This is a genomic window from Xylophilus sp. ASV27 (assembly GCF_016428875.1).
In the GTDB taxonomy this organism is placed as follows: Bacteria; Pseudomonadota; Gammaproteobacteria; order Burkholderiales; family Burkholderiaceae_C; genus Xylophilus.
Genome location: NZ_JAELTO010000002.1, coordinates 65,558 through 85,701 on the forward strand (window position 1 = coordinate 65,558; position 20,144 = coordinate 85,701).

Here is a 20,144-nt window from a genome sequence, read left to right on the forward strand (position 1 = left end):
TTACACGGTCCCCGATCGGGCCGCGCAAAAGAAAATGGCGCGCCTGCCTCTCTGTGAAAGCAGGCGCGCCATCGGAACGGTGCGCGTAGTCCGGCGAAGAAGGATCAGGAAGCCGGCGGGCTCACCCCTGAGAAGAACATGTCGCAGAGCTGATCCGCGACCTTGCCCAGCGCCCCCTTGCGCGGGTTGAACCACGACTGGATGGAGTTAATGCTGCCCAGGATGAAGATGCGCGCCAGATGGATGTCCACGTCCTCACGCAGCCGACCCTCCGAGCGCAGGGCCTCCAGCAGGCCGTTCCAGAACTTCTGGTGGCGCTCGCGCCGCTTGATCTGGCGCTCCCGCACCTTGTCGGGCAACTGCCCCAGCAGCCGGCTGTTGGCCAGGGCGAAGTCGCCATGCTTGACCAGACCAGACATCTGCCCCAGCACGGCGGCCCGAAAGCGCTGCTCCGCGGTCGCGCCAGGCCCGAGCGCATCGAGCTGCTCGTTCAGGTGGTGGAGGATGCGGTCGGCGCCCTGCTCCATCACCTCGTCGACCAGGTCTTCCTTCGACGGGAAGTGGTAGTAGATGCTGGCAGCCTCGATACCCGCCTGCTCGGCGATGTTGCGCATCGTGGTGGCGGAATAGCCCTGCATGCCGAACGTGCGCGCTGCAAGCTTCAGCAGATTTTCCCGGGTGTCGCTGGCGCCATTGGCGCTCGTCGGCCTTCTTGCCATGTATGCTGCATTCGAGTCGGTAGTGGAGTGCAGCAATCCTAACAGGCCGAAGGTGGATGGTTACGGCCGCTCACCAGAGCGGCCTGCTGCTGGGGTGCGCTGCCGGCGCCGCGGAGCGTAGGGGTGTTCGAGTGGCTGGAGCCCTCTATGCGGCGGACGCAACCCCGTTGATGCGCCCCGGCCTGCCGAAGGGAAGCGCTTGGACAGTTTCACCAATCCATCAAGACGAGCTGCGAGACATCGGGTTCGCGCTGGGTGGAGAAGAAGCGGTCGAATCTCAGGGTCTCCATGTTGAAGATGCCGATCCTGTCGTTGTCCTGGCTGACGAATGCCAGAGGTTCTTCGGGGTGGTAGCTCAGTGCGATGGCGCGAGCTTCCATCGGTATGTGCGCCAGTTCCTGGAGTGTGGCGGGGTCGATGACCGACAGGCTGCGGTCGCCGTAGTTCGTCGCCACCAAGCGGCCGTCACGGTACAGATAGAGCCGCGTGGCGTCGTCGCGCGTCGGTGCAGAGCGCGTGACCTGCATGGTGGCGACGTCGATGGCGCAGACGGTGTTGCTCCAGCGGTTCGTGACGAGCAAGGTCTTCTCGTCCGCGCTCAGGGCATAGCCCTCGGGCTTCTCCCCGGGAGCGCAGGGCACGGGTGTGAAGGTCGCGTCGTAGGGCTTGAACTTGGTTACCGTATGCGACAGCAGGTTCATGGAAAACGCCGTGCGGCCATCCCGGGTCAGCGCGAAGAGGTGGCTCTTGATGCCGCCGGTGGGCACGGCGCGGCGCGGGGCGCTGTCGGTGGCGGGCTTGTCGATGACCACCAGTTGCGCACGGTCCTCGCTGAGGGCATACAGCCTACCGTCCTGGTCCATCTGCATGCCGTGCAGGCGGTTGAAGGGCGCAATGTCGATCTTGCGCACCAGTCGTCGCCCCGGGATGTCGATCTGGAAAATCTGCGTTCCGCCGTGCCCGAGGTGCCCCGAGGTTTCCACACCGTAATGGCCGACGTAGGCGAAGCGCTTGTCGCGGTCGACCACGAACTCGTGAGGATAGTCGTCCAGCGCAATGCTGTGCAGTCGCTCCCCCGTGGCGACGTCGTAGTAGCTGAAGCAGTGGCTGCACTTCTCCACCAGCAGCAGGATTTCGCGGTTCATGGCTGTTGTATTCCTTGGGTATTCAGGATGATGCGATAGAGCGAGGTACTCGCCACGATGTAGAGCTGGTTGCGGCCCGGCCCGCCGAACGTCAGGTTGCCCACCTTTTCCGGGACCGGAATCCGGCCGAGCAAAGCTCCCTCGGGAGAGAGCACCTGCACGGCATCCTCGCTGCTGGTATAGATCCAACCCTGGCGATCGAGTCGAAACCCGTCGGGCAGGCCAGGACTGATGCTGGCGACCAGACGCATGTTGACGAGGATGTGGCCGGACACATCGAAGGCCACGATGCGGTGATGGCCGCCCTGGCGGAGCGCGGCCGACGTGTCGCTGACGTAGAGCACGGATTCGTCCGGGGAGAATGCCAGGCCGTTGGGCTCCTCCACCGCATCGGTCGCCGCATGCAGGGTGCCGGTGCGGGGATCGAAGCAGAACACATGGTTGGCGAGTTGCTCGCGAGGCGCCTTGTGGCCTTCGCGCTCACTCAGGATGCCATAGGGCGGATCGGTGAACCAGACTGTGCCGTCGCGCTTGACCACGATGTCGTTGGGCGAATTGAGGCGCTTTCCCTGATAGCGGTTCACCACCAGCTCGTCAGGCGTTTCGGCCAGGATGCGGCCTTCCCGGCGCGGCGTGCGCATGATGGCGCGCAGGCCATGCGAGCAATGCAGCAGGTCGCCGTTGAGGTCCAGCGCGTGGCCGTTGGTGTACTCCACGCGCTCGCGCCACACGCTCAGGCCTCCGGCCGCCGACCAGCGCAGCATGCGGTTGTTGGGAATGTCGCTCCAGAGCACGGCGTCGTCCTCGCGCAGCCAGACAGGCCCCTCGCTCCAGAGGGCGCCGCTGCACAGCTTCTCCAGCCGGGCGCCCTGCACGACCGGCCGCAGGCGTTCGTCGAAGACCTCGATGTCGCGTGCCATGGCGCCTACCCCTTGACGGCGCCAGCCGTCAGTCCGGTGATGATCTGCCGCGCCGCGATGAAGGTGAAGATCAGCGGCGGGATCGCGATGAGGCTGCCAAGGGCCATGATCTTGCCCCAGTCCACACCGATGTCAGTGACGTAGAGCGACGCCGCCACCGGCAGCGTGCGCGTGGCGCGGTCGGTCAGCACCAGGGCCAGGATGAATTCGTTCCAGGCAATGCGAAAGGTGAAGATCGCCGCGGCTGCCAGGCCCGGCTTGATCAGGGGCAGCACGATCTTCCAGAAGATCCTGACCGAACCACAGCCGTCGATCGCGGCAGCTTCCTCCAGCTCGATCGGCACCTGCTGGATGAATCCATACAGAAGCCAGATGGTGAAGGGCAGGTTCACCGCCACGTAGAGCAGGATCAGTCCGGACAGCGAATTGATGAGCCCGAAGTGGTCCCAGATCATGAACGCCGGCACCGCCAGCACCGCCAGCGGCACGGTGCGCAGCAGCAGTGTCGTGTAGGCCACGGCACGCCTGCCCCGGAAGCGCAGCCGCACCAGGCCGTACGCCGCCATGCAGCCCAGCGCCAGCGTGAGCAGCGTCGAAGCGATGCCCACCACCAGGCTGTTGACCAGGTAACGGTCGAAGCCGCTGGCGCCGAGCACATCGCGGTAGTTGTCCAGCGTCGGCGCGAACAGGAGGTGGATGCCGCCGGAGAATATCTGCGTCTGCACCTTCAACGAGGTCGAGAACATGACGACGATGGGCGCCACGCAGAAGACCGCCAGGACGACCAGGGCTGCGTAGTGAAGCACGCGCATCGGGTCGATGGAGGCATGCGCGCGCGAAACCGAGGACGTCATGCGTGCTGCTCCTCTTTCAATGGATCGGACAGGCGCAGCGCCGCCCAGGACAACAGCGCCACCACCACCAGCAACAGCACCGAGATCGCCGCGGCGGCGCCGAGCTGCTGGCCGACGAACGCGGTCTTGTAGATGTGCAGCGCAAGGATCTCGGTCGAGTCGCCCGGGCCGCCGAAGGTCAGGATGTAGATCACCTCCAGCACCCGGAAGGCGTCGATGAGGCGCATCAGCAGGGTGATCATGATCACGTGCATCACCATCGGCAGCTTGACCCGGAAGGTGGTCTGGCGCCAGTTGGCGCCGTCCATCCGCGCCGCCTCCAGCACGGCGCCGTCGATGTTGGCCAGCGCCGCGATCATCATGACGAAGACGAAGGGCGTCCACTGCCAGATGTCGGCGATGACGATGGCCGCGAAGGCCAGCCGTTCATCGGCCAGCCATCCCAGCGGCGCGATGCCGACCACCCCGAGCAGCGCGTTGAGCAGGCCGAACTGCGCATCGAACAGGTAGCGCCAGGTCAGGCCCACGGCAATCGGCGCGATCATCATCGGCAGGATGAAGAGCGTACGAAAGAACGCCATGCCGCGCAGCCGCCGGCCCGCCCGCTCTTCCAGCGCCAGGGCCAGGGCGATGCCCAGCACCATCTCCGCCGCGACGCAGACGAAGGCGAACACCAGCGTGGTCCACAAGGAACGCCAGACCGCCAGGTCCTGCAGCACGCGCGCGAAGGTGTCGAGGCCAACCCACTTGGCGTCAGCCCAGGGCGTACCGATGCTCCAGTCGTAGAAACCCAGCTGCATGGCGGACAGCACCGGGTACAGGCAGGCCGCGGCCATCACGGCGGCGGCCGGGCCGACGTACAGCAACGGCGCCCAGGAGGGGGATTTCATGTCGCCTCGCTCAGGTCTTGAGGTAGCCGCCACGCTTCATGATGTCCATGACCTTGGGCACCGCGCCATCGAGCGCCTCCTTCGGCGACTTCTTGCCGGTCAGCGCTTCGGAGATGACGACACCCAAGGCCTGCACGTTGATCTCGTCCCACTCGGGAATGATCGGACGCCAGTCAGGGTCGGAATACTGCAGTTGGTCTCGCAGCGTGATGTACTCCGGGTACTGGCGCACCAGATCGGCGTTGGCGATGGTGCTCAGGCGCGTGGGCACGCCGCCGGCTCTGGCGACAGCGACGTCCTGCCGCTTGCTGGTGAGCCATTGCATCAGCAGGAAGGCGGCATCGGCGTTCTTCGCATTCTTCGGGATCGCCAGCCCGAGGCCGCCCGACTGCGAGGAGTAGCGCACTCCCTTGGGGTGCAGCGCATAGCTGACCTTGCCGTTGATCTTCGAACTGGCCGGGTCCTTCACCGGCCCGAAGATCACGGTGGAGTCGAGGTACATGGCCGACTGCCCCTGCAGGAACGCCGTCATCATTTCGCCTTGTCCATAGCTCGGAATGCCCGCCGGCCCGGTGTCGGACACTTCCTTGAGGAAGGTGAGCGCCTTGACGCCGATCTCGTCGTTGAAGCGAGGCTGCCAGTTGGCATCGAAGATCTTGCCGCCCATCGGGTTGAGGTGCAGCAGCCAGGCATGCACGCACTGGTGGCCAGCCTGTCCGCGCGAGGTCAGCGCGCCGATGCCCTCCTTGTCCTTGAGCGTGCGCAGCAGGGCCTGGAACTCGGCATAGTTCTGCGGCGGGTTCAGGTCGTGCTTGGCGAAGATGTCGCGTCGGTAGGCCATGATCGACGTCTCGGCACCGTAGGGCAGGCCGTAGAGCCTGGCGCCGGGGCCGGGCAAATAGCCCTTGGGCCCGCCGACCAGGCCGATGTTCTCCAGGTAGGCCGGCACGATGTCCTTGAGGTCGAAGTCCGGATCGGCCAGCGCCGTGTTTTTCAGGAAGGGCTCGAGCTCGCGGATCAGCCCCTTCTTGACGTACTCGCCCTTCCACATCACGACGTAGCACACCAGGTCGTAGTCGCCCTGCCGCTTTGCCATCTCCAGCAACTGCTTGTCCTTCATGCGCAGGATCTGCAGCTTGTCGACCTCGACCTTGATGCCGGTTTCCCGCGTGAAATCGGGCAGCAGCTTCTGCATCGCGTCGTAGTGCGGATGCGCCGGTATGCTGACCACCAGCGTCTGGCCTTTGTACTTGGCGTAGCGGTCCTGCGCATGGCTGCTGGCAATGGGCAGCGCGGCCCCGAACAGGGACAGGCCGGTGGTCTTCAGTAAGTCTCGACGTTGCATGGTGTTGTCTCCTTGAAAATATCAACGCGCAGGGAAGAATCGGGCCCGGGGGCTCACCGGGCAAGTCGCAGTCCGCTGGACTTGGCGAACAGATGAAGGCTGGCCGGATCGACCTCGAGGCTGACGCGCTGGTGCAGCAAGTCCGTGCGCTGCCCTGGCATCATGGCGGTCAGGCGCGCGCCGGGCCGGCCCGCCAGGCAGCCGACCAGCACGCTCTCCGTGCCCAGGTACTCGACCACCTTGACCTCCATCTCCAGCGTGCCGCCGCCCGGTGCAATCCGCAACGTCTGCGGGCGGATCCCGACCACCACTTCGCCCACGGTGCTGCCGGAAGGCTGCGGGATCCGCAGTGCGAACCCGCCGCCCTCGATGCGCCCGTCGGACCGCAGCGTGGCGTCCAGCAGGTTCATGCCCGGCATGCCGATGAAGGCGGCCACGAACAGATTGGCGGGGTGGTTGAACACCTCAGCCGGCGTACCGACCTGCTGGATGCGGCCCCTGTCGAAGATCACGATGCGCGAGGCCAGCGTCATGGCCTCGACCTGATCGTGCGTGACATAGACCGTGGTCTTGCCCAGCCGCTCATGCAGCACGGCCAGCTCGGTCCGCATGTGGCCGCGCAGCTTGGCATCGAGGTTGGACAGCGGCTCGTCGAACAGGAACACCTTGGGCTCGCGCACGATGGCGCGGCCGATGGCCACACGCTGCCGCTGCCCGCCCGACAGCTCCTTGGGCTTGCGGCCGAGCAGGGGCTCAATGCCCAGGATGCGCGCGGCGTCGCCGACCCGGCGCGTGATCTCGGCCTTCGGGGCGCCGGCGAGTTCGAGCGCGAAGCTCATGTTCTGCGCCACGTCCATGTGCGGGTAGAGCGCGTAGTTCTGGAACACCATCGCGATGTCCCGTGCCATCGGCTGCAGATGGGTCACGTCGCGGCCTTCAATCCGGATGCTGCCCTCGGTGACGGTTTCGAGCCCTGCGATCATGCGCAGCGTGGTCGATTTTCCGCAGCCCGACTCGCCGAGCAGCACGACGAACTCCCCCGGATCGACCCGCAGATCCATCTGCTGCACGACCGTGGCATCGCCAAAACGCTTGACGACGCCCTGGAGTTCCAGACCGGCCGTCGTATGAGTGTGGTTTGTCTCGTGCATGTTGTTCTAGTCGGTTGAGAATTCAATGGATGGGGGGCGTCCGCCGCAGCTCGCGCATGCGCCGAGCCCATGCCTCGGCGCTGTAACGCCGCACGCCCCAGCCGATGACGGGCATCCGGTTGCCCGGGTGTTCGTCGCCAGGGCCCCAGATCGCCTGGTAAGTGTCGATGCACCGGCCCCTGCGCTGGAGCCGGACGAAGCCCGCGAGCCATAGCATCCACCACGCCGCGATGCCCAGCCACATCCAGCGCGGCGCGTCCGCCACGGCCAGGCCCAACGTGATGGTGAGCATGGCGAGCGCAAGCGCCAGGTAGCCCAGAGCCTTGTGCAAACGCTCGAAAACCCGCCGGCGCAGGCTCATGTCGTAGTGGTCGCCCCGCAGCGTGGCATCGCTCGGGCCGCCCTTGCTGCCCCGCAGCCAGCCGCCAACCACCTGCAGCCAGCCCAGCGCGAGCAGTATCCAGCCCAGCCAGCCATGCCAACGCGCCAGCGCCGTCGCGCCAGCGGCGTGCCCCCATGCGAGCACGATGCCCAGGCTCATCACCGCCACGCCGGCATACTGCAGCGCACGGTGGGCGTGCCACCACGCCTTGTGGTCCAGGCGGCGTGGCCAGTCCTGGCCGGGCATCACCTTGAAGAAGCGCGCCGCCATCACACCCAGCGGCAGCAGGACCGCCCAGGCGAGCACCATCAGCCTGCCATGCCATGAAGCCCATGGCGCGATCCGATGGTCGGTCGCGCCGCTGAGCGGCAGCAGCAACCAGTCGATCAGAGCGGCGGGCAAAGCGGACATGGGTCTGACGGCTCAGGCCAGCGTATAGGCGGTCTTGACCATGGTGAAGAACTCCTGTGCATACCGGCCCTGCTCCCTCGGGCCGTAGCTGCTGGCCTTGCGCCCGCCGAAGGGCACGTGGTAGTCCACGCCCGCGGTCGGCAGGTTGACCATGACCATGCCGGCCTGGCTGTGGCGCTTGAAGTGAGTGGCGTACTTCAGGCTGGTGGTGGCGATGCCGGCGGACAGGCCGAACTCGGTGTCGTTGGCGGTGGCCAGGGCCTCTTCGTAATCCTTCACGCGGATCACGCTGGCGACCGGGCCGAAGATCTCCTCGCGGTTCACGCGCATGCCTCTGGTGGTGTCGGTGAACAGCGTGGGCGCCATGAAGAAGCCTTCGTTGCCGCTTCCGGTGTGGCAGGCCACGCGGCCGCCACCGGCGTAGACGGCGGCGCCTTCGGCCTTGCCGATCTCGACATAGCTCAGGTCCTGCTCCAGTTGCGCCTGGCTCACGACCGGGCCGACGTCGGTGCCGGCGGCGAGAGCGTCGCCCACCTTGATCCCGTCCATGCGCGCCTTGATGGCCTCGACGAATCTCGGATAGATGCCCTGGGTGACGATCAGACGGCTGGAGGCGGTGCAGCGCTGGCCGGTGGAGTAGAAGGCGCTTTGCACGCTCAATTCCACCGCCTGGGCCAGGTCGGCGTCGTCCAGGATGATCTGCGGGTTCTTGCCGCCCATCTCCAGCTGCACCTTCTTGTGGCTTTCGACGCAGGCCTGGGCGATGCGCCTGCCCACGCCGGTGGAGCCGGTGAAGCTGATACCGGCAATGCCGGGGTGCCTGACCAGCGCATCGCCGATCACGCTGCCGCGGCCCATGACCAGGTTGAACACGCCGGCCGGGGTGCCCGAGCGGCTGATGATCTCGGCCAGTGCCCAGGCGCTGCCCGGCACCAGGTCGGCGGGCTTCAGGACCACGCAGTTGCCGAAGGCCAATGCCGGCGCGATCTTCCAGGCCGGGATCGCGATGGGGAAGTTCCACGGGGTGATCAGTCCCACCACCCCGATCGGCTCGCGCGTGATCTCCACGCCGATGCCCGGGCGCACCGAGGGCAGCACCTCGCCAGCCAGGCGCAGGCATTCGCCGGCGAAGAACTTGAAGATCTGGCCCGCGCGCGTGACTTCGCCAATGCCTTCGGGTTTGGTCTTGCCCTCTTCGCGCGAGAGCAGCGTGCCCAGTTCTTCCTTGCGCGCGAGGATTTCGGTGCCGATTTTGTCCAGCGCCTCGCTGCGCGACTGGATGCCGCTGGTGGACCACGCTGGGAAGGCGGCGAGCGCGGCCTGCACCGCTGCATCGACCTGGGCCGCGTCGCCCTGGGCGTATTCGGCGATCACTTCGGCCAGATGGCTCGGGTTGCGGTTCGGGCCCATCGCGTAGCCGGCCAACCACTCGCCGTTGATGAAGTTCAGATGCGGCGCACTGTGCGTCATGGTGTCTCCTGGGCAATCAGAAAATCGCTGCGATGCCCGGTGTCCTCTGCACCGCAGCCGCAGGCCGTTGGAGCACAACGGCATGGCACACACGGGGCTACCACTGCTTTTTCGGCGAGCCGACGCTGGCCCAGCCTGCCCTTGAAGAGGCGGCCAGAAGATCCGCCACCGTGGGCTTCGCAAGCGAAGCGATGAGCTCGTACAGCACGGCAAGCGGCTCCGTTCAAGCGTTGCCCAGCAACTTGACTTCTTCGCCGGGGATCGGTGTGTAGCTGCTTCCACCACGGGCAAGGATCTTCTCGACGCCTCCATGCGCTGCAATCAGGGCCTGCTGGTCCTTTTTGGCGGCCAGGTCGGTGGCGACCGGATCGCAGATGGAGGCCAGAATCTGCCCGAAGTCCTCGAGCACGTCGCTCATCGCCGGCCGAGCCGCGAGGTCCTGGACCTCCTCCGGGTCGGATTCGAGGTCGAACAGCTCGGGGGTCATGCCGGTGTAGTGGATGTACTTATAGCGGCCCTTGCGCAGCATGTAGGCTGCGCTGACGGCACCCGCGGCATGGTACTCGCTGAACACTGCCCGTTCCGGGTCATAGGCTTCCTCGGCGACGTCGAACAGCGAACGGCCCGGCAGCCCCGCAGGGGTCAGCTCTTCCGCTCCCGCCGCCTGCATCACCGAGGGGAAGCAATCGACATGGGACACCGGCGTGCGCACACGCCGCCCGCGCGCAACGCCGGGGCCGGACGCAACCATCGGCACGCCCACCGACTCCTCGTACATGGTCGACTTACCCCAAAGCGCCCGGGCGCCCAGGTTGTCACCGTGGTCCGAGAGAAACAGCACGCGGGTGTTGTGCGCCAGCCCGGTCTCCTCCAGCGCGGAAAGAATCTTGCCGACGTTCGAATCCAGGAAGGAGCACAGCCCGTAGTACGAGGCAATGGCGATGCGGCGCTGCTCGTCGCTCTCGAAGTACGAATCGAACTGGTAGCAGTCGTTCCAGGCCTTGATCCAGGGGTGGTACTGCACCCGCTTCGTCGGCAGCGCGATCTCGCGAGCGGAGTACAGCTCGTAGAACTCCGGCGGGGCAATCAGCGGCGAATGCGGCGCGATGAAGGAGGAATACAGTACCCAGGGCTTGCCGTGCTGCGCGCGACCGGTGCCGCGCAGCCACTCGACCGTCTTGGCGGTGATGTCGCGGTCGTAGCGGGTGTAACTGCTCTCACCCGGGCCGATGCTCTGGGCCAGGTCCTTGGACTGGTGGCGCGTGGGTAGTGGTTCCCGGATCAGGCCATAGAGATCGCCCACGCCTGCCTCGATGTGCATGGGAATGATCTGCTCGGAAAACCCGCCGTCGATCTCTTCGTTGGTGTAGTGCAGCTTGCCGATCGAGGTGACCAGGTGCCCGGCATCCCGCAGCACATGCGCCCAGCTCGGCGTGCTGCCGTCGTAGGCAATCGCGTTGTCCCAGCAGCTGTTGTCGTGCACGTACTGCCCGGTGGCGAATGCTGCCCGCGCGGGCACACAGATCGGCGAACTGGAGTAGGCGTTGTCGAAGACCGTGCCCCCGGTCGCAAAGCGGTCGAGGTTGGGGGTCTTCACCACGGAATGTCCGTTGTAGCCGAGCACCTTCTTGTTGTGCTCGTCGTCCATGATGATCAGCAGGTTTTGCGCGTCCACTATTCAGCCTTCAATTTGTTGTCCGCCACGATCTTGCTCCAGCGCGCAGCCTCCGAAGCGACCTTGGCAGCCAGTTCGCTGCTGGTACTCGAGGCCACATCGGCGCCAGCTTTCTGGAACTGCTCCTTCACCGCCGGCACCGCCAGCGCCTTGATCAGCGCCGCCTCCAGCGTGGCCCGGACCGCCGGTGGAGTATTAGCCGGCGCGAACAGGGCATGCCAGTTATCGATGTCGAACGACGGCAGGCCCGCCTCGGTGGCCGAGGGAACTTCAGGCATGGCGGAAGAGCGCCTGGGCGACGTAACGAACAGCGACACCACCTTCTTGCCAAGGGCCAGGCTCTGCGCCGCCGGGATGCCCGCGAATGCGAGCTGCACATCGCCCGCCGCCACAGCCGTCGTCGCGGCGCCGCCGCTCTTGTAAGGGATATGCAGCAACGCCACGCCAAGTGGCGCTTGCAGTAGCACGCCGGCCAGATGCTGGGGCCCGCCGACACCCGGCGAAGAATAGGCGTACCGATCCGAAGCGCTCAGTTGCCTGGCCTTGGCTTGCAGTTCCAGAAAGCTGTGCACGCCCAGCGCGGGTGTTGCCACCAGGACCAGTGGCACCGATGCAACCATGCCGATAGGCGTGAAGCTGGTGTTGGGGTTGTAGCGGATCGGATAGAAGGACGGCGCCAGCGCGACGTTGGACACGGTCCCCATCAGCAGCGAGTAACCGTCGGCAGGCGAGCTTGCGACAAAGCCGGCGCCGATGGTGCCGGCAGCGCCCGCCCGGTTCTCGACAATGATCGCCTGGCCCAGAAGAGGTCCCATCTCGCTGGCGACCACGCGCGCAAGCAGGTCCGGCGCACTGCCGGCTTCCGAGCCGACGATGATGCGCACGGGCCGCGTGGGAAACTTGTCCTCGGCCACGGTAGCAGTCGCGCTCAGCGACAGGAAGATCGACAGCAGCGTACTTCTGCGTGTCCCTGGGCGGATGGAAGCGTACATGAATGTCTCCTGGGGATTGGAATGGGCGTCACACCGGGCCGCGGGGTCGGGTCTACGCTGACAATGGCGCTATCGACCCCAGCGCAGCACCAGCGGATCGAGCCGGCGAGCGATGTCGATCAGTTGGCGGCGCACCTCGGGGTGCAGTGGCGGCCAGGGCGAGCGCGGCGCCTCGCAGGCGATCACGCCGCCCTCCTTCATCAGCGCCTTGGCCGCGAGAAAGCCGGCCTGGCGGTTCTCGTGGTTGATCAGCGGCAGCCAGCGCTGGTACTGGGCGAAGGCCGTGTCCTTGTCGCCGCTGCGGTGGGCTTCGATGATCGGCCGTATGCCGTCGGCAAAGGCGCCGCCGGTCATGGCGCCGGTGGCGCCGGCCTCGAGGTCGGCCAGCAGGGTGATGGCCTCCTCGCCGTCCCAGGGGCCTTCGATGGCGTCGCCGCCCAAGGCGATGAGTTCGCGCAGCTTGCTGGCGGCGCCGGCGGTCTCCATCTTGAAGTAGCTGACCTGCTCGATCTCCTGCGCCATGCGCGCGAGGAAGGCGGGCGACAAGGGCGTGCCGGCGGCGGGTGCGTCCTGGACCATGATGGGGATGTCGATGGCATCCGACACCCCCTGGTAGAACGCGCGGATCTGCGCCTCGCTGAAGCGGAAGGTGGCGCCGTGGTAGGGCGGCATCACCATCACCATGGCCGCGCCCATCTCCTGCGCGCGGCGGCTGCGCGCGGCGCAGATGGCGGTGCTGGTGTGCGTGGTGGTCACGATCACGGGCAGGCGGCCGGCCACGTGTTCGAGCACGGCGCGCGTGAGCAGTTCGCGCTCGTCGTCGGCCAGCAGGAACTGCTCGGAGAAGTTGGCCAGGATGCACAGGCCGTCGACGCCGGAGTCGATCATGAAATCGACGCAGCGCTTCTGGCTGGCCAGGTCCAGCGTGCCGTCCTCGTGGAAGGTGGTAGGCACGACGGGGAAGATGCCGCGGTAGCGTGGGTGGGAGAGGCTGGGCGTCATGGGTTGAACAGTGGCGGGAGGTGGATGTCGCTTCGCGGAGCACCGCGGAACCGGCTTTGCCGGGCCGCTGGTACAGCCCCCGGCAGGGGGTTGGCGCAGCGACACGAAGTGCGCGAAGCCTGGGGGCGGGCTAGTGATTCATTCGATGATGTCGAACTGGTCGAGGTACTCGGTCTTGAGCGTGAGGCCCAGGCCGGGCACATCGTCCCTGAGTTGCAGGAAGCCGTTGTCGGCAATCGGCTCGCCATTGAAGATGTACCAGAACAGCTCGTTGCCGACCTCCACGTCGAAGATGGGGAAGTACTCGGCCATGGGCGAGGCCAGCGTGCTCATGGTCAGGTGGTAGTTGTGCATCTGGCCGGCGTGCGGGATGACCGGCACGCTGTAGGCCTCGCACAGCGCATTGATCTTGTGCGCCGCGGTGATGCCGCCCACGCGGTTGGTGTCGTACTGCACCACGCTCACGGCCTTCTTGTCGAGCAGTTGCTTGAAGCCGTAGAGGCTGAATTCATGTTCGCCGCCCGAGATCGGGATGATGTTCATGGCGTTGAGTTCGGCGTAGCCGTCGATGTCGTCGGCGATCACCGGCTCTTCGAGCCAGCGCGGCTCGAATTTTGCGAGCTTGGGCAGCATGCGCTTGGCGTACTCCAGGTTCCAGCCCATGTAGCACTCGAGCATCAGGTCCTTGTCGTAGCCGATCACCTCACGCACGGCCTCGACCGACTTGAGGTTCTCCACCACGCCCCTCTGCAGGTGCGCCGGGCCGTAGCCGAAGCGCATCTTGAAGGCGGTGAAGCCCTGGTCGACGAACTTCTGCGCCTCCTCCTGCATGGCCTTGAGGTCGGTGCGGTACAGCTTGCTGTAGTAGCAGGGGATCTTCTCCTTGGTGCGCCCGCCCAGCAGCTTGAACACCGGCTTGTTCACGCTCTTGCCCAGGATGTCCCAGATCGCCAGGTCCACCGCCGAGATGGCGGCCATGGTCACGCCCTTGCGGCCCCAGGCATGGGTGCTGCGGTACATGCGCTGCCACAGGTATTCGTAGTCCCACGGGTCCTGGCCGATCACCAGCGGCGCCAGGTACTGGTCGATGATGGCCTTGGCGATGGCCGGCGCCAGCGCCACGTTGCCCAGGCCGACGATGCCGTCGTCGGTCTCCACCTCCACCACCGTCCACGAATGGAAGCGGAAGGTGCTCATGCTTTCGGTGTTGGAGTACACCAGGTCCATGGCGTTGGAGCAGAAGTTGCCCTGCGGCGGAACGGTCTTGCCCTTCCATTGGAAAACGCGGGCACGGACGGACTTGATCTTCATAAAGGTCTCGACAAGGAAATGTGAAGGAGAAATCAGGCGGCTGCAGCCGCCGTGGCGCGATGCGCGCGTCCCATGCGGCAGGCGATCTGGAAGGCCTGCCAAGTGGCTTCGACACTCGCCCTGCCCTGGCCCGCGATGTCGTAGGCGGTGCCGTGGGCCGGCGTGGTGATGGGAATCGGCAGCCCACCCTGCACCGTCACGCCGCGGCTGAAGCCCAGCAGCTTGATGGCGATCTGGCCCTGGTCGTGGTACATGGTGACGACGGCCTGATACTCGCCCGCCTGCGCCTTCAGGAAGATGGTGTCGGCCGGGAATGGGCCGTGGAAAGGCGCGTCGGTCGGCCAACTGCGCGCCCGCAGCGCCTTGACGGCCGGCGCGATGATGTCGATCTCTTCGCGCCCGCAGACGCCGCCGTCGCCGCCGTGCGGGTTGAAGGCCGCCACCGCCACCTTGGGCGCGGCCACGCCGCTGGCCAGCAGCGAGCGGTAGATCAGCTCGGCCGCCTGGCCGATGCGCTCCACGCTCAGGTAGCTCGCCACGTCCTTCAGCGGCACATGCGAGGAGATGCGCGAGGTCCACAGATCCCCCAGGGTGTTGAACTCGCAGAAGTAGCCGTTCACGCCCAGGTAGTCGGCGAAGTGGTGCAGCTCGTCCTCGTGCCGCATGCCGCCGATCTTCATCGCCTGCTTGTTCAGCGGGGCGAAGCAGATGGCGTCGATCTCGCCGGCCAAGGCCGCGTCCATGCAGCGGTCGAGCACCTTGAGCACCGATCGGCCACCGGGCGCCTCGGCGCGGCTGCGGTGCACCTCGGCCTGCGCCACGGTGTCCATGGGCAGGAAGGCCGGGCGCGCGCTGCTGGCGCGCCCGCGCACCGCCGCGAGGGAGGCTATGGCGTCGGTCGCGACGTTCAGCCCGGCGATCTGCTGGCCTTCCTCCCACAGCCAGCGGTCGCCCACCAGCACGATGTTGGCGCGCTGCGCGGCCTCGGGCCTGGCCAGCAGGCGCGCGATCAGTTCGGCGCCGATGCCGGCGGGGTCGCCCAGCGTCAGGGCCACCACGGGTTTGTCTTGCATGCTCATGGGTTCTAGTCGATGCGGATCTGGTTCTTGCGAATGATGTCGCCGTAGCGCTTGTACTCCGCGTTCTGGAAGGCGATGAACTGCGCCTGCGACGTCGGCGTGATCTCGGCGCCCACGGCCTCCAGGCGCGTCCTGGTCTCGGGCATGGCGAGCACCTTGTTGACCTCGTCATGCACCCTGTCCTGCACCGCCTTGGGCGTGGACGCCGGCATGTAGATGCCGTACCAGGCGCTCACCTCCACCGCCGGCAGGCCGGCCTCGGCCATGGTGGGTACGTTGGGCAGTTGCGGGTTGCGCTTGGGGCTGGTGACCGCCAGCGCGCGGATCTTGCCGTTCTTGATCTGGCCGATGACCGAGGGCATGGTGTCGAAGCTCATCTGCACCTGGCCGCCGACCAGGTCCACCAGCGCGGCGCTGCTGCCCTTGTAGGGCACGTGGACGATGTCGATGCCGGCCGCGTCCCTGAACATCTCGGCCGCGATGTGCTGCGTGCTGCCCGCGCCGCTGCTGGCGTAGTTGATCTTGCCGGGCTCCTTCTTCGCCAGCGCCACCAGCGCCTGCACCGAGTCGGCCGGCAGGCCGCCGGTGACCACCAGCACATTGGGCACGGCACCGACGAAGTCCACCGGCACCAGATCGCGGTTGCCGTCGTAGTTGAGCTTGAGCAGGTGCGGCGCGATCGCATGCGCCGTGACCACGCCCATCACCATGGTGTGGCCGTCGGTGGCCTTGGCCGTGGCATCGGCGGCGAGCGTGTTGGAGACGCCAGGGCGGTTCTCCACGATCACCGGCTGCTTGAGCAGCGGCCCGAGCCGGTCGGCCACGGCGCGCGCCATGGCGTCGGTGCCGCCGCCGGGGGCCGAACCGACCAGGATGCGCACATTGCGCGTGGGCCAGTCACCCGGCTGCGCCAGCGCTCCCAGCGGGGCGAGCATGGCGAACGCCATGGCCGCCATGGCGGAACGACGAATCATCTTTGTCTCCTGAATGTGCGTTGGTGCACGTGTCGGAGCGCATCGTAGAGAGATGATTGATTTCCGTAAAATGACTTTCTCTGATCTATTGATATCTGTAGGCTATCGCTCGCCGCCACCATGTCCCATACCGACGCCGTGCCCCAGTTGCTCAACCGCATGCGCATGCGCCAGGTGGCGCTGCTGCTGGCCATAGAAGACCGCGGCACGCTGCGCGCCGCCGCGGCCGAAGTCGGCATGACCCAGCCCGCGGCCACCAAGATGCTCCACGAGCTGGAAGAAACGCTGGGCAACCGGCTGTTCGACCGGGTCGGGCGCGGGCTGCGCCTGAACCCGGCGGGCATCTGCGTGACCCAGCATTTCCGCGGCATGCGCGGCGGGCTGGAGACCATGCGGCGCGAGCTGCAGGAACTGCGCCTGGGCAGCGCCGGCAAGCTGTTCATCGGCAGCATCATGGCGGCGTCGCCGGAAGACCTGACCAACGCCCTGGTGCGCCTGAAGACGCGCTACCCGCTGCTCACGGTGGAAATCGCGGTGGGCACCAGCGACCGCCTCATGGAACTGCTGCGCGAAGGCGCGCTCGACCTCGTCATCGGCCGCATGCCGGGGCGCACCGGGGGCGACTGCACGTTCCGTCCGATCGGCGACGAGGCGCTGTCGGTGGTGGTGGCGCAGGATCACCCGCTGGCGCAGCGCAAGACCGTGCGCTTTGCCGACATGCAGAGCTTTCCGTGGATCCTGCAGCCCGCCGGCAGCCCGATGCGCGACGTGATCGAGCAGGAATTCACCGCCCGGCACACCCCGCTGCCGCCCGGACTGGTCGAGACCGCCTCCATCCTGACCACCACCAACCTGATCGCGCGCACCGAGATGATCGCCGTGATACCGGCCTCCATCGCCGGGCGCTACGAGCAGCATGGCCTGCTGCGCATACTCCCCTACGCCATGCGCCACCGGCTGGCCGCCTACGGCAGCATCGTGCGGCGCGACCGGCCGGCCTCGGCGGCGCTGCAGCATTTCCTGGAACTGCTGCACACACCCGTTCAATAGAGAAAAGGCCTGAAACCCAGGAATAACCTGGGCTTATTGCTACATATTTAATAGCAATCAGCCAGATGCAGCCTGTGACGGGGCGGTCCGAAAGGCCCGCCCCGTTGTCGTTGGTCTGCAAACCCTAGGGTTTTCACCTAGCGAAGAATTCCTCTTGCCCGGTATTCTTCGTCACGTTCCATTAATCAATCAATGTCTCTTTAGTGAAACAAACCAGACCTTAGGAACCCCGATGAAACTCACCCGCCGCCATGCCATCGCCGCTGCCATTTCCGTGGCCGCAAGCTGCGCCGCCGGACTTGCCTGGGCCGACAGCTACCCGAGCAAGCCGATCACGCTGGTCGTCGCCTACCCGGCCGGTGGCGACACCGATGCGCTGGCGCGGGTGTTTGCCGAAAAGCTGTCGGCGCGCGTGGGACAACCGGTGGTGGTCGAAAACCGGCCGGGCGCCAGCGGCATCATCGGCAGCAGCTTCGTGTCGAAGGCCGCGCCCGATGGCTACACGCTGCTGCTCGCGCCCAGCACCTTCTCGATCGCGCAACTGGTGTTGAAGACCCAAGGCACCTCGGGCTACGACGTGCTCAACGGCTTCACGCCGATCGTGCAGACCGGAAGCCTGCCGCTGTTCCTCGTGGCGGGCAGCGGCGGTGGCCTTGCCAGCCTGAAGGACGCCGTCGGCGCCGCCCGGGGCGCCGGCAAGTCGCTGTCCTATGCCAGCCCGGGCAGCGGCTCGCCGATGCACATCCTGGGCGAGATGTTCGCCCGCGCCTCGGGCACCAAGCTCGTGCACATTCCGTACAAAGGCGTGGCGCCCGCCGTCAACGACGTGCTGGGCGGCCACGTGCCGCTGACCTTCATCACCCTCGGCCCGGTGGAGCCCTATCTCGCCAGCGGCAAGCTGCTGCCGCTGGCCGTGGCTTCCCGCGAGCGCTCGCCGCTCGCGCCCAAGGTGCCGACGTTCGCCGAACTGGGCTACAAGGACGTCGAGGTGACGGCATGGCACGGCCTTTTTGGTCCGCGCAACCTGCCGCAGGAGATCGTGAAGACGCTCAACGGCCATTTCAACGAGATCCTCAAGATGCCCGACATCGTCGCGCGCATGGCGGTGCTCGGCACCGAGCCCGTGGGCGGCGCTGCCGACGTGCTCGCCAAGACCAACGCGGCCGACTTCACCCGCTTCGGCAAGGTCATCCAGGACCTCGGCATCCAGGCAGACTGAAATGAAGCACCCCCAGGCTACGCGCTTCGCGTCTTCGCCCCCCCCCCCGCGAGGGGACACATCCTGCGGCCCGGCAAAGCCGGCTCCGCGGACGCCTGCGCATGGCCGCCCCGGATTCGTGTGCGGTGGCGACGCGTGAGCGCCGTAAGAACTGAACACTGAGCACTCCATGTCCGAACTCACAGCCACTGCCGATCCCTCGAGCCTGCAGGTCCTGCTGGCCGAACTGCCCTCCGGGCTGCTCGCGGGCCGCCGCGTCCTGGTGACCGGCGGCGCGCGCGGCCTGGGCCTGGCCTTTGCGCAGTGCATCGCCGCCGCGGGCGCGCGCGTGGTGCTAGCCGACATCCTGGGCGAGCTGGCCGAGTCCGAGGCCGAGGCGCTGCGTGCCGCCGGCCACGCGGCGCATGCGCTCGGCGTCGACCTGGCGGACCCCGCGGCCATCGAGGCCTGCGCGGGCGAGGCGATCCGCCTGCTCGGCGGCCTCGACGGCCTGGTCAACAACGCCGCCATCACCAACTCGGGCGGCCGCGACGCGCACCAGCTCGACGTCGACCTGTGGGATCGCGTGATGAACGTCAACGTGCGCGGCACATGGCTCATGGGCCGCGCCTGCCATGCCGCGCTTGCGGCAAGCGGCCGTGGCGCGGTCGTCAACCTGGCCTCCGACACCGCGCTCTGGGGCGCGCCCAAGCTGCTGGCCTATGCCTCCAGCAAGGGCGCTGTCATCTCCATGACGCGCTCGCTGGCGCGCGAATGGGGCGGCGACCAGATCACGGTCAACGCCGTGGCGCCGGGCCTCACGCTGGTCGAGGCCACCGAGTACGTGCCGCTGGCGCGCCACCAGAAGTACCTCGAAGGCCGCGCCATCCCGCGCGAGCAGCAGGCCGCCGACGTGTGCGGCGCCGCGCTGTACCTGCTGTCCGGCCTTTCGCGTTTCGTGACCGGCCAGGTGTTGGCCGTCAACGGCGGCTTCGTGATGAACTGATTTTTCCGACCAAGGAGTGACCCCATGAGCGATCTGTCCGAACAAACCAACATCAACGCCGAAGCGCCGAGCTGGCAGCAGCCCGCGGGCAGCAGCCTTGCCGATTGGATGAACACCCGCATCGCGCGCTACGCCACCCGCAAGTACGACTGGGACGCGCTGAAGTTCCAGGCCGACTTCGACCCCAAGTACCGCCGCGCGCAGATGCGCTACGTGGGCACCGGCGGCACCGGCGTGGCCAAGGACGCCAACACCGTGCCGGCCGAGCACTTCACCTTCTCGACCATGGTGATCCCGGCCGGCCATGAAGGCCCGCCGCACCTGCACACCGACGTGGAGGAAGTGTTCTTCCTGATCCGCGGCAAGCTCAAGGTGATCATCGAGAAGGACGGCGAGCGCTTCGAGACCATCATGACCGACCGCGACCTGATCTCGGTGCCCCCGGGCGTCTACCGCGAAGAGATCAACATCGGCGACGAAGACGCGCTGATGTGCGTGATGCTGGGCGCCAAGAAGCCGGTCACGCCGACCTACCCCGCCGATCACCCGCTCGCCAAGATCAAGCGCTGA

Annotated in this window: 19 protein-coding genes; 4 read left to right on the plus strand and 15 right to left on the minus strand. The window is 66.7% G+C overall.

Features of this window, described 5'->3' with window-relative positions:
* Positions 1–104: 104 nt before the first annotated feature.
* From JHD63_RS00900 to JHD63_RS00970, 15 genes are all read right to left on the minus strand, one after another.
* Positions 105–719, minus strand: a complete 615-nt coding sequence (locus JHD63_RS00900) for a TetR/AcrR family transcriptional regulator (protein ID WP_198968775.1) — start codon at positions 717–719, stop codon at positions 105–107.
* Between the two features lie 209 nt (positions 720–928).
* Positions 929–1,864: a YncE family protein gene (locus JHD63_RS00905; protein WP_198968776.1), complete on the minus strand. Its 936-nt coding sequence runs from the start codon at positions 1,862–1,864 to the stop codon at positions 929–931.
* Complete coding sequence (locus JHD63_RS00910) at positions 1,861–2,784, minus strand: SMP-30/gluconolactonase/LRE family protein (protein ID WP_198968777.1); 924 nt, start codon at positions 2,782–2,784, stop codon at positions 1,861–1,863. The genes JHD63_RS00905 and JHD63_RS00910 overlap by 4 nt, the downstream gene beginning before the upstream one ends.
* Positions 2,785–2,789: 5 nt before the next feature.
* Positions 2,790–3,638 (minus strand): carbohydrate ABC transporter permease, encoded by an 849-nt coding sequence (locus JHD63_RS00915; protein ID WP_233167470.1) that lies wholly within the window; start codon positions 3,636–3,638, stop codon positions 2,790–2,792.
* Entirely contained in the window at positions 3,635–4,528 is an 894-nt protein-coding gene (locus tag JHD63_RS00920; protein WP_198968778.1) for a carbohydrate ABC transporter permease, read from the minus strand. The genes JHD63_RS00915 and JHD63_RS00920 overlap by 4 nt, the downstream gene beginning before the upstream one ends.
* Positions 4,529–4,538: 10 nt before the next feature.
* Positions 4,539–5,873, minus strand: coding sequence for an ABC transporter substrate-binding protein (locus JHD63_RS00925; RefSeq protein WP_198968779.1), 1,335 nt, complete (start codon positions 5,871–5,873; stop codon positions 4,539–4,541).
* A gap of 53 nt (positions 5,874–5,926) precedes the next feature.
* Positions 5,927–7,024 (minus strand): ABC transporter ATP-binding protein, encoded by a 1,098-nt coding sequence (locus tag JHD63_RS00930; protein ID WP_198968780.1) that lies wholly within the window; start codon positions 7,022–7,024, stop codon positions 5,927–5,929.
* 22 nt (positions 7,025–7,046) lie between these two features.
* Positions 7,047–7,817 (minus strand): cytochrome b561 domain-containing protein, encoded by a 771-nt coding sequence (locus tag JHD63_RS00935; RefSeq protein WP_233167471.1) that lies wholly within the window; start codon positions 7,815–7,817, stop codon positions 7,047–7,049.
* A gap of 12 nt (positions 7,818–7,829) precedes the next feature.
* Positions 7,830–9,287 carry an aldehyde dehydrogenase family protein gene (locus tag JHD63_RS00940; protein WP_198968781.1) on the minus strand — a complete coding sequence of 486 codons (1,458 nt, stop codon included), beginning with the start codon at positions 9,285–9,287 and terminating at the stop codon, positions 7,830–7,832.
* A gap of 223 nt (positions 9,288–9,510) precedes the next feature.
* Positions 9,511–10,962 carry a sulfatase-like hydrolase/transferase gene (locus JHD63_RS00945; protein WP_370590360.1) on the minus strand — a complete coding sequence of 484 codons (1,452 nt, stop codon included), beginning with the start codon at positions 10,960–10,962 and terminating at the stop codon, positions 9,511–9,513.
* Positions 10,962–11,954 carry a Bug family tripartite tricarboxylate transporter substrate binding protein gene (locus JHD63_RS00950; RefSeq protein ID WP_233167472.1) on the minus strand — a complete coding sequence of 331 codons (993 nt, stop codon included), beginning with the start codon at positions 11,952–11,954 and terminating at the stop codon, positions 10,962–10,964. Before JHD63_RS00950 ends, JHD63_RS00945 begins: the two co-directional genes overlap by 1 nt.
* Positions 11,955–12,023: 69 nt before the next feature.
* The gene (locus tag JHD63_RS00955; protein WP_198968782.1) at positions 12,024–12,956 is read right to left on the minus strand and encodes a dihydrodipicolinate synthase family protein; all 933 of its coding nucleotides are present in this window, start codon (positions 12,954–12,956) and stop codon (positions 12,024–12,026) included.
* Between the two features lie 138 nt (positions 12,957–13,094).
* Positions 13,095–14,267 (minus strand): L-rhamnonate dehydratase, encoded by a 1,173-nt coding sequence (locus tag JHD63_RS00960; protein WP_198968783.1) that lies wholly within the window; start codon positions 14,265–14,267, stop codon positions 13,095–13,097.
* Positions 14,268–14,299: 32 nt separating this feature from the next.
* Complete coding sequence (locus JHD63_RS00965) at positions 14,300–15,346, minus strand: 4-hydroxythreonine-4-phosphate dehydrogenase PdxA (protein ID WP_198968784.1); 1,047 nt, start codon at positions 15,344–15,346, stop codon at positions 14,300–14,302.
* Between the two features lie 5 nt (positions 15,347–15,351).
* On the minus strand, positions 15,352–16,320 hold the full coding sequence (locus tag JHD63_RS00970; RefSeq protein ID WP_198968785.1) for a Bug family tripartite tricarboxylate transporter substrate binding protein: 969 nt from the start codon (positions 16,318–16,320) through the stop codon (positions 15,352–15,354).
* Between the two features lie 120 nt (positions 16,321–16,440).
* On the opposite strand from JHD63_RS00970, the gene JHD63_RS00975 reads away from it, so the two are divergent.
* From JHD63_RS00975 to JHD63_RS00990, 4 genes are all read left to right on the plus strand, one after another.
* A complete protein-coding gene (locus tag JHD63_RS00975) occupies positions 16,441–17,370 on the plus strand; it encodes a LysR family transcriptional regulator (RefSeq protein ID WP_198968786.1) in 930 nt (309 codons plus the stop codon).
* 232 nt (positions 17,371–17,602) lie between these two features.
* On the plus strand, positions 17,603–18,589 hold the full coding sequence (locus JHD63_RS00980) for a Bug family tripartite tricarboxylate transporter substrate binding protein (RefSeq protein ID WP_198968787.1): 987 nt from the start codon (positions 17,603–17,605) through the stop codon (positions 18,587–18,589).
* Between the two features lie 169 nt (positions 18,590–18,758).
* Positions 18,759–19,574: an SDR family oxidoreductase gene (locus tag JHD63_RS00985; protein WP_198968788.1), complete on the plus strand. Its 816-nt coding sequence runs from the start codon at positions 18,759–18,761 to the stop codon at positions 19,572–19,574.
* 24 nt (positions 19,575–19,598) lie between these two features.
* On the plus strand, positions 19,599–20,144 hold the full coding sequence (locus tag JHD63_RS00990; protein WP_198968789.1) for a cupin domain-containing protein: 546 nt from the start codon (positions 19,599–19,601) through the stop codon (positions 20,142–20,144).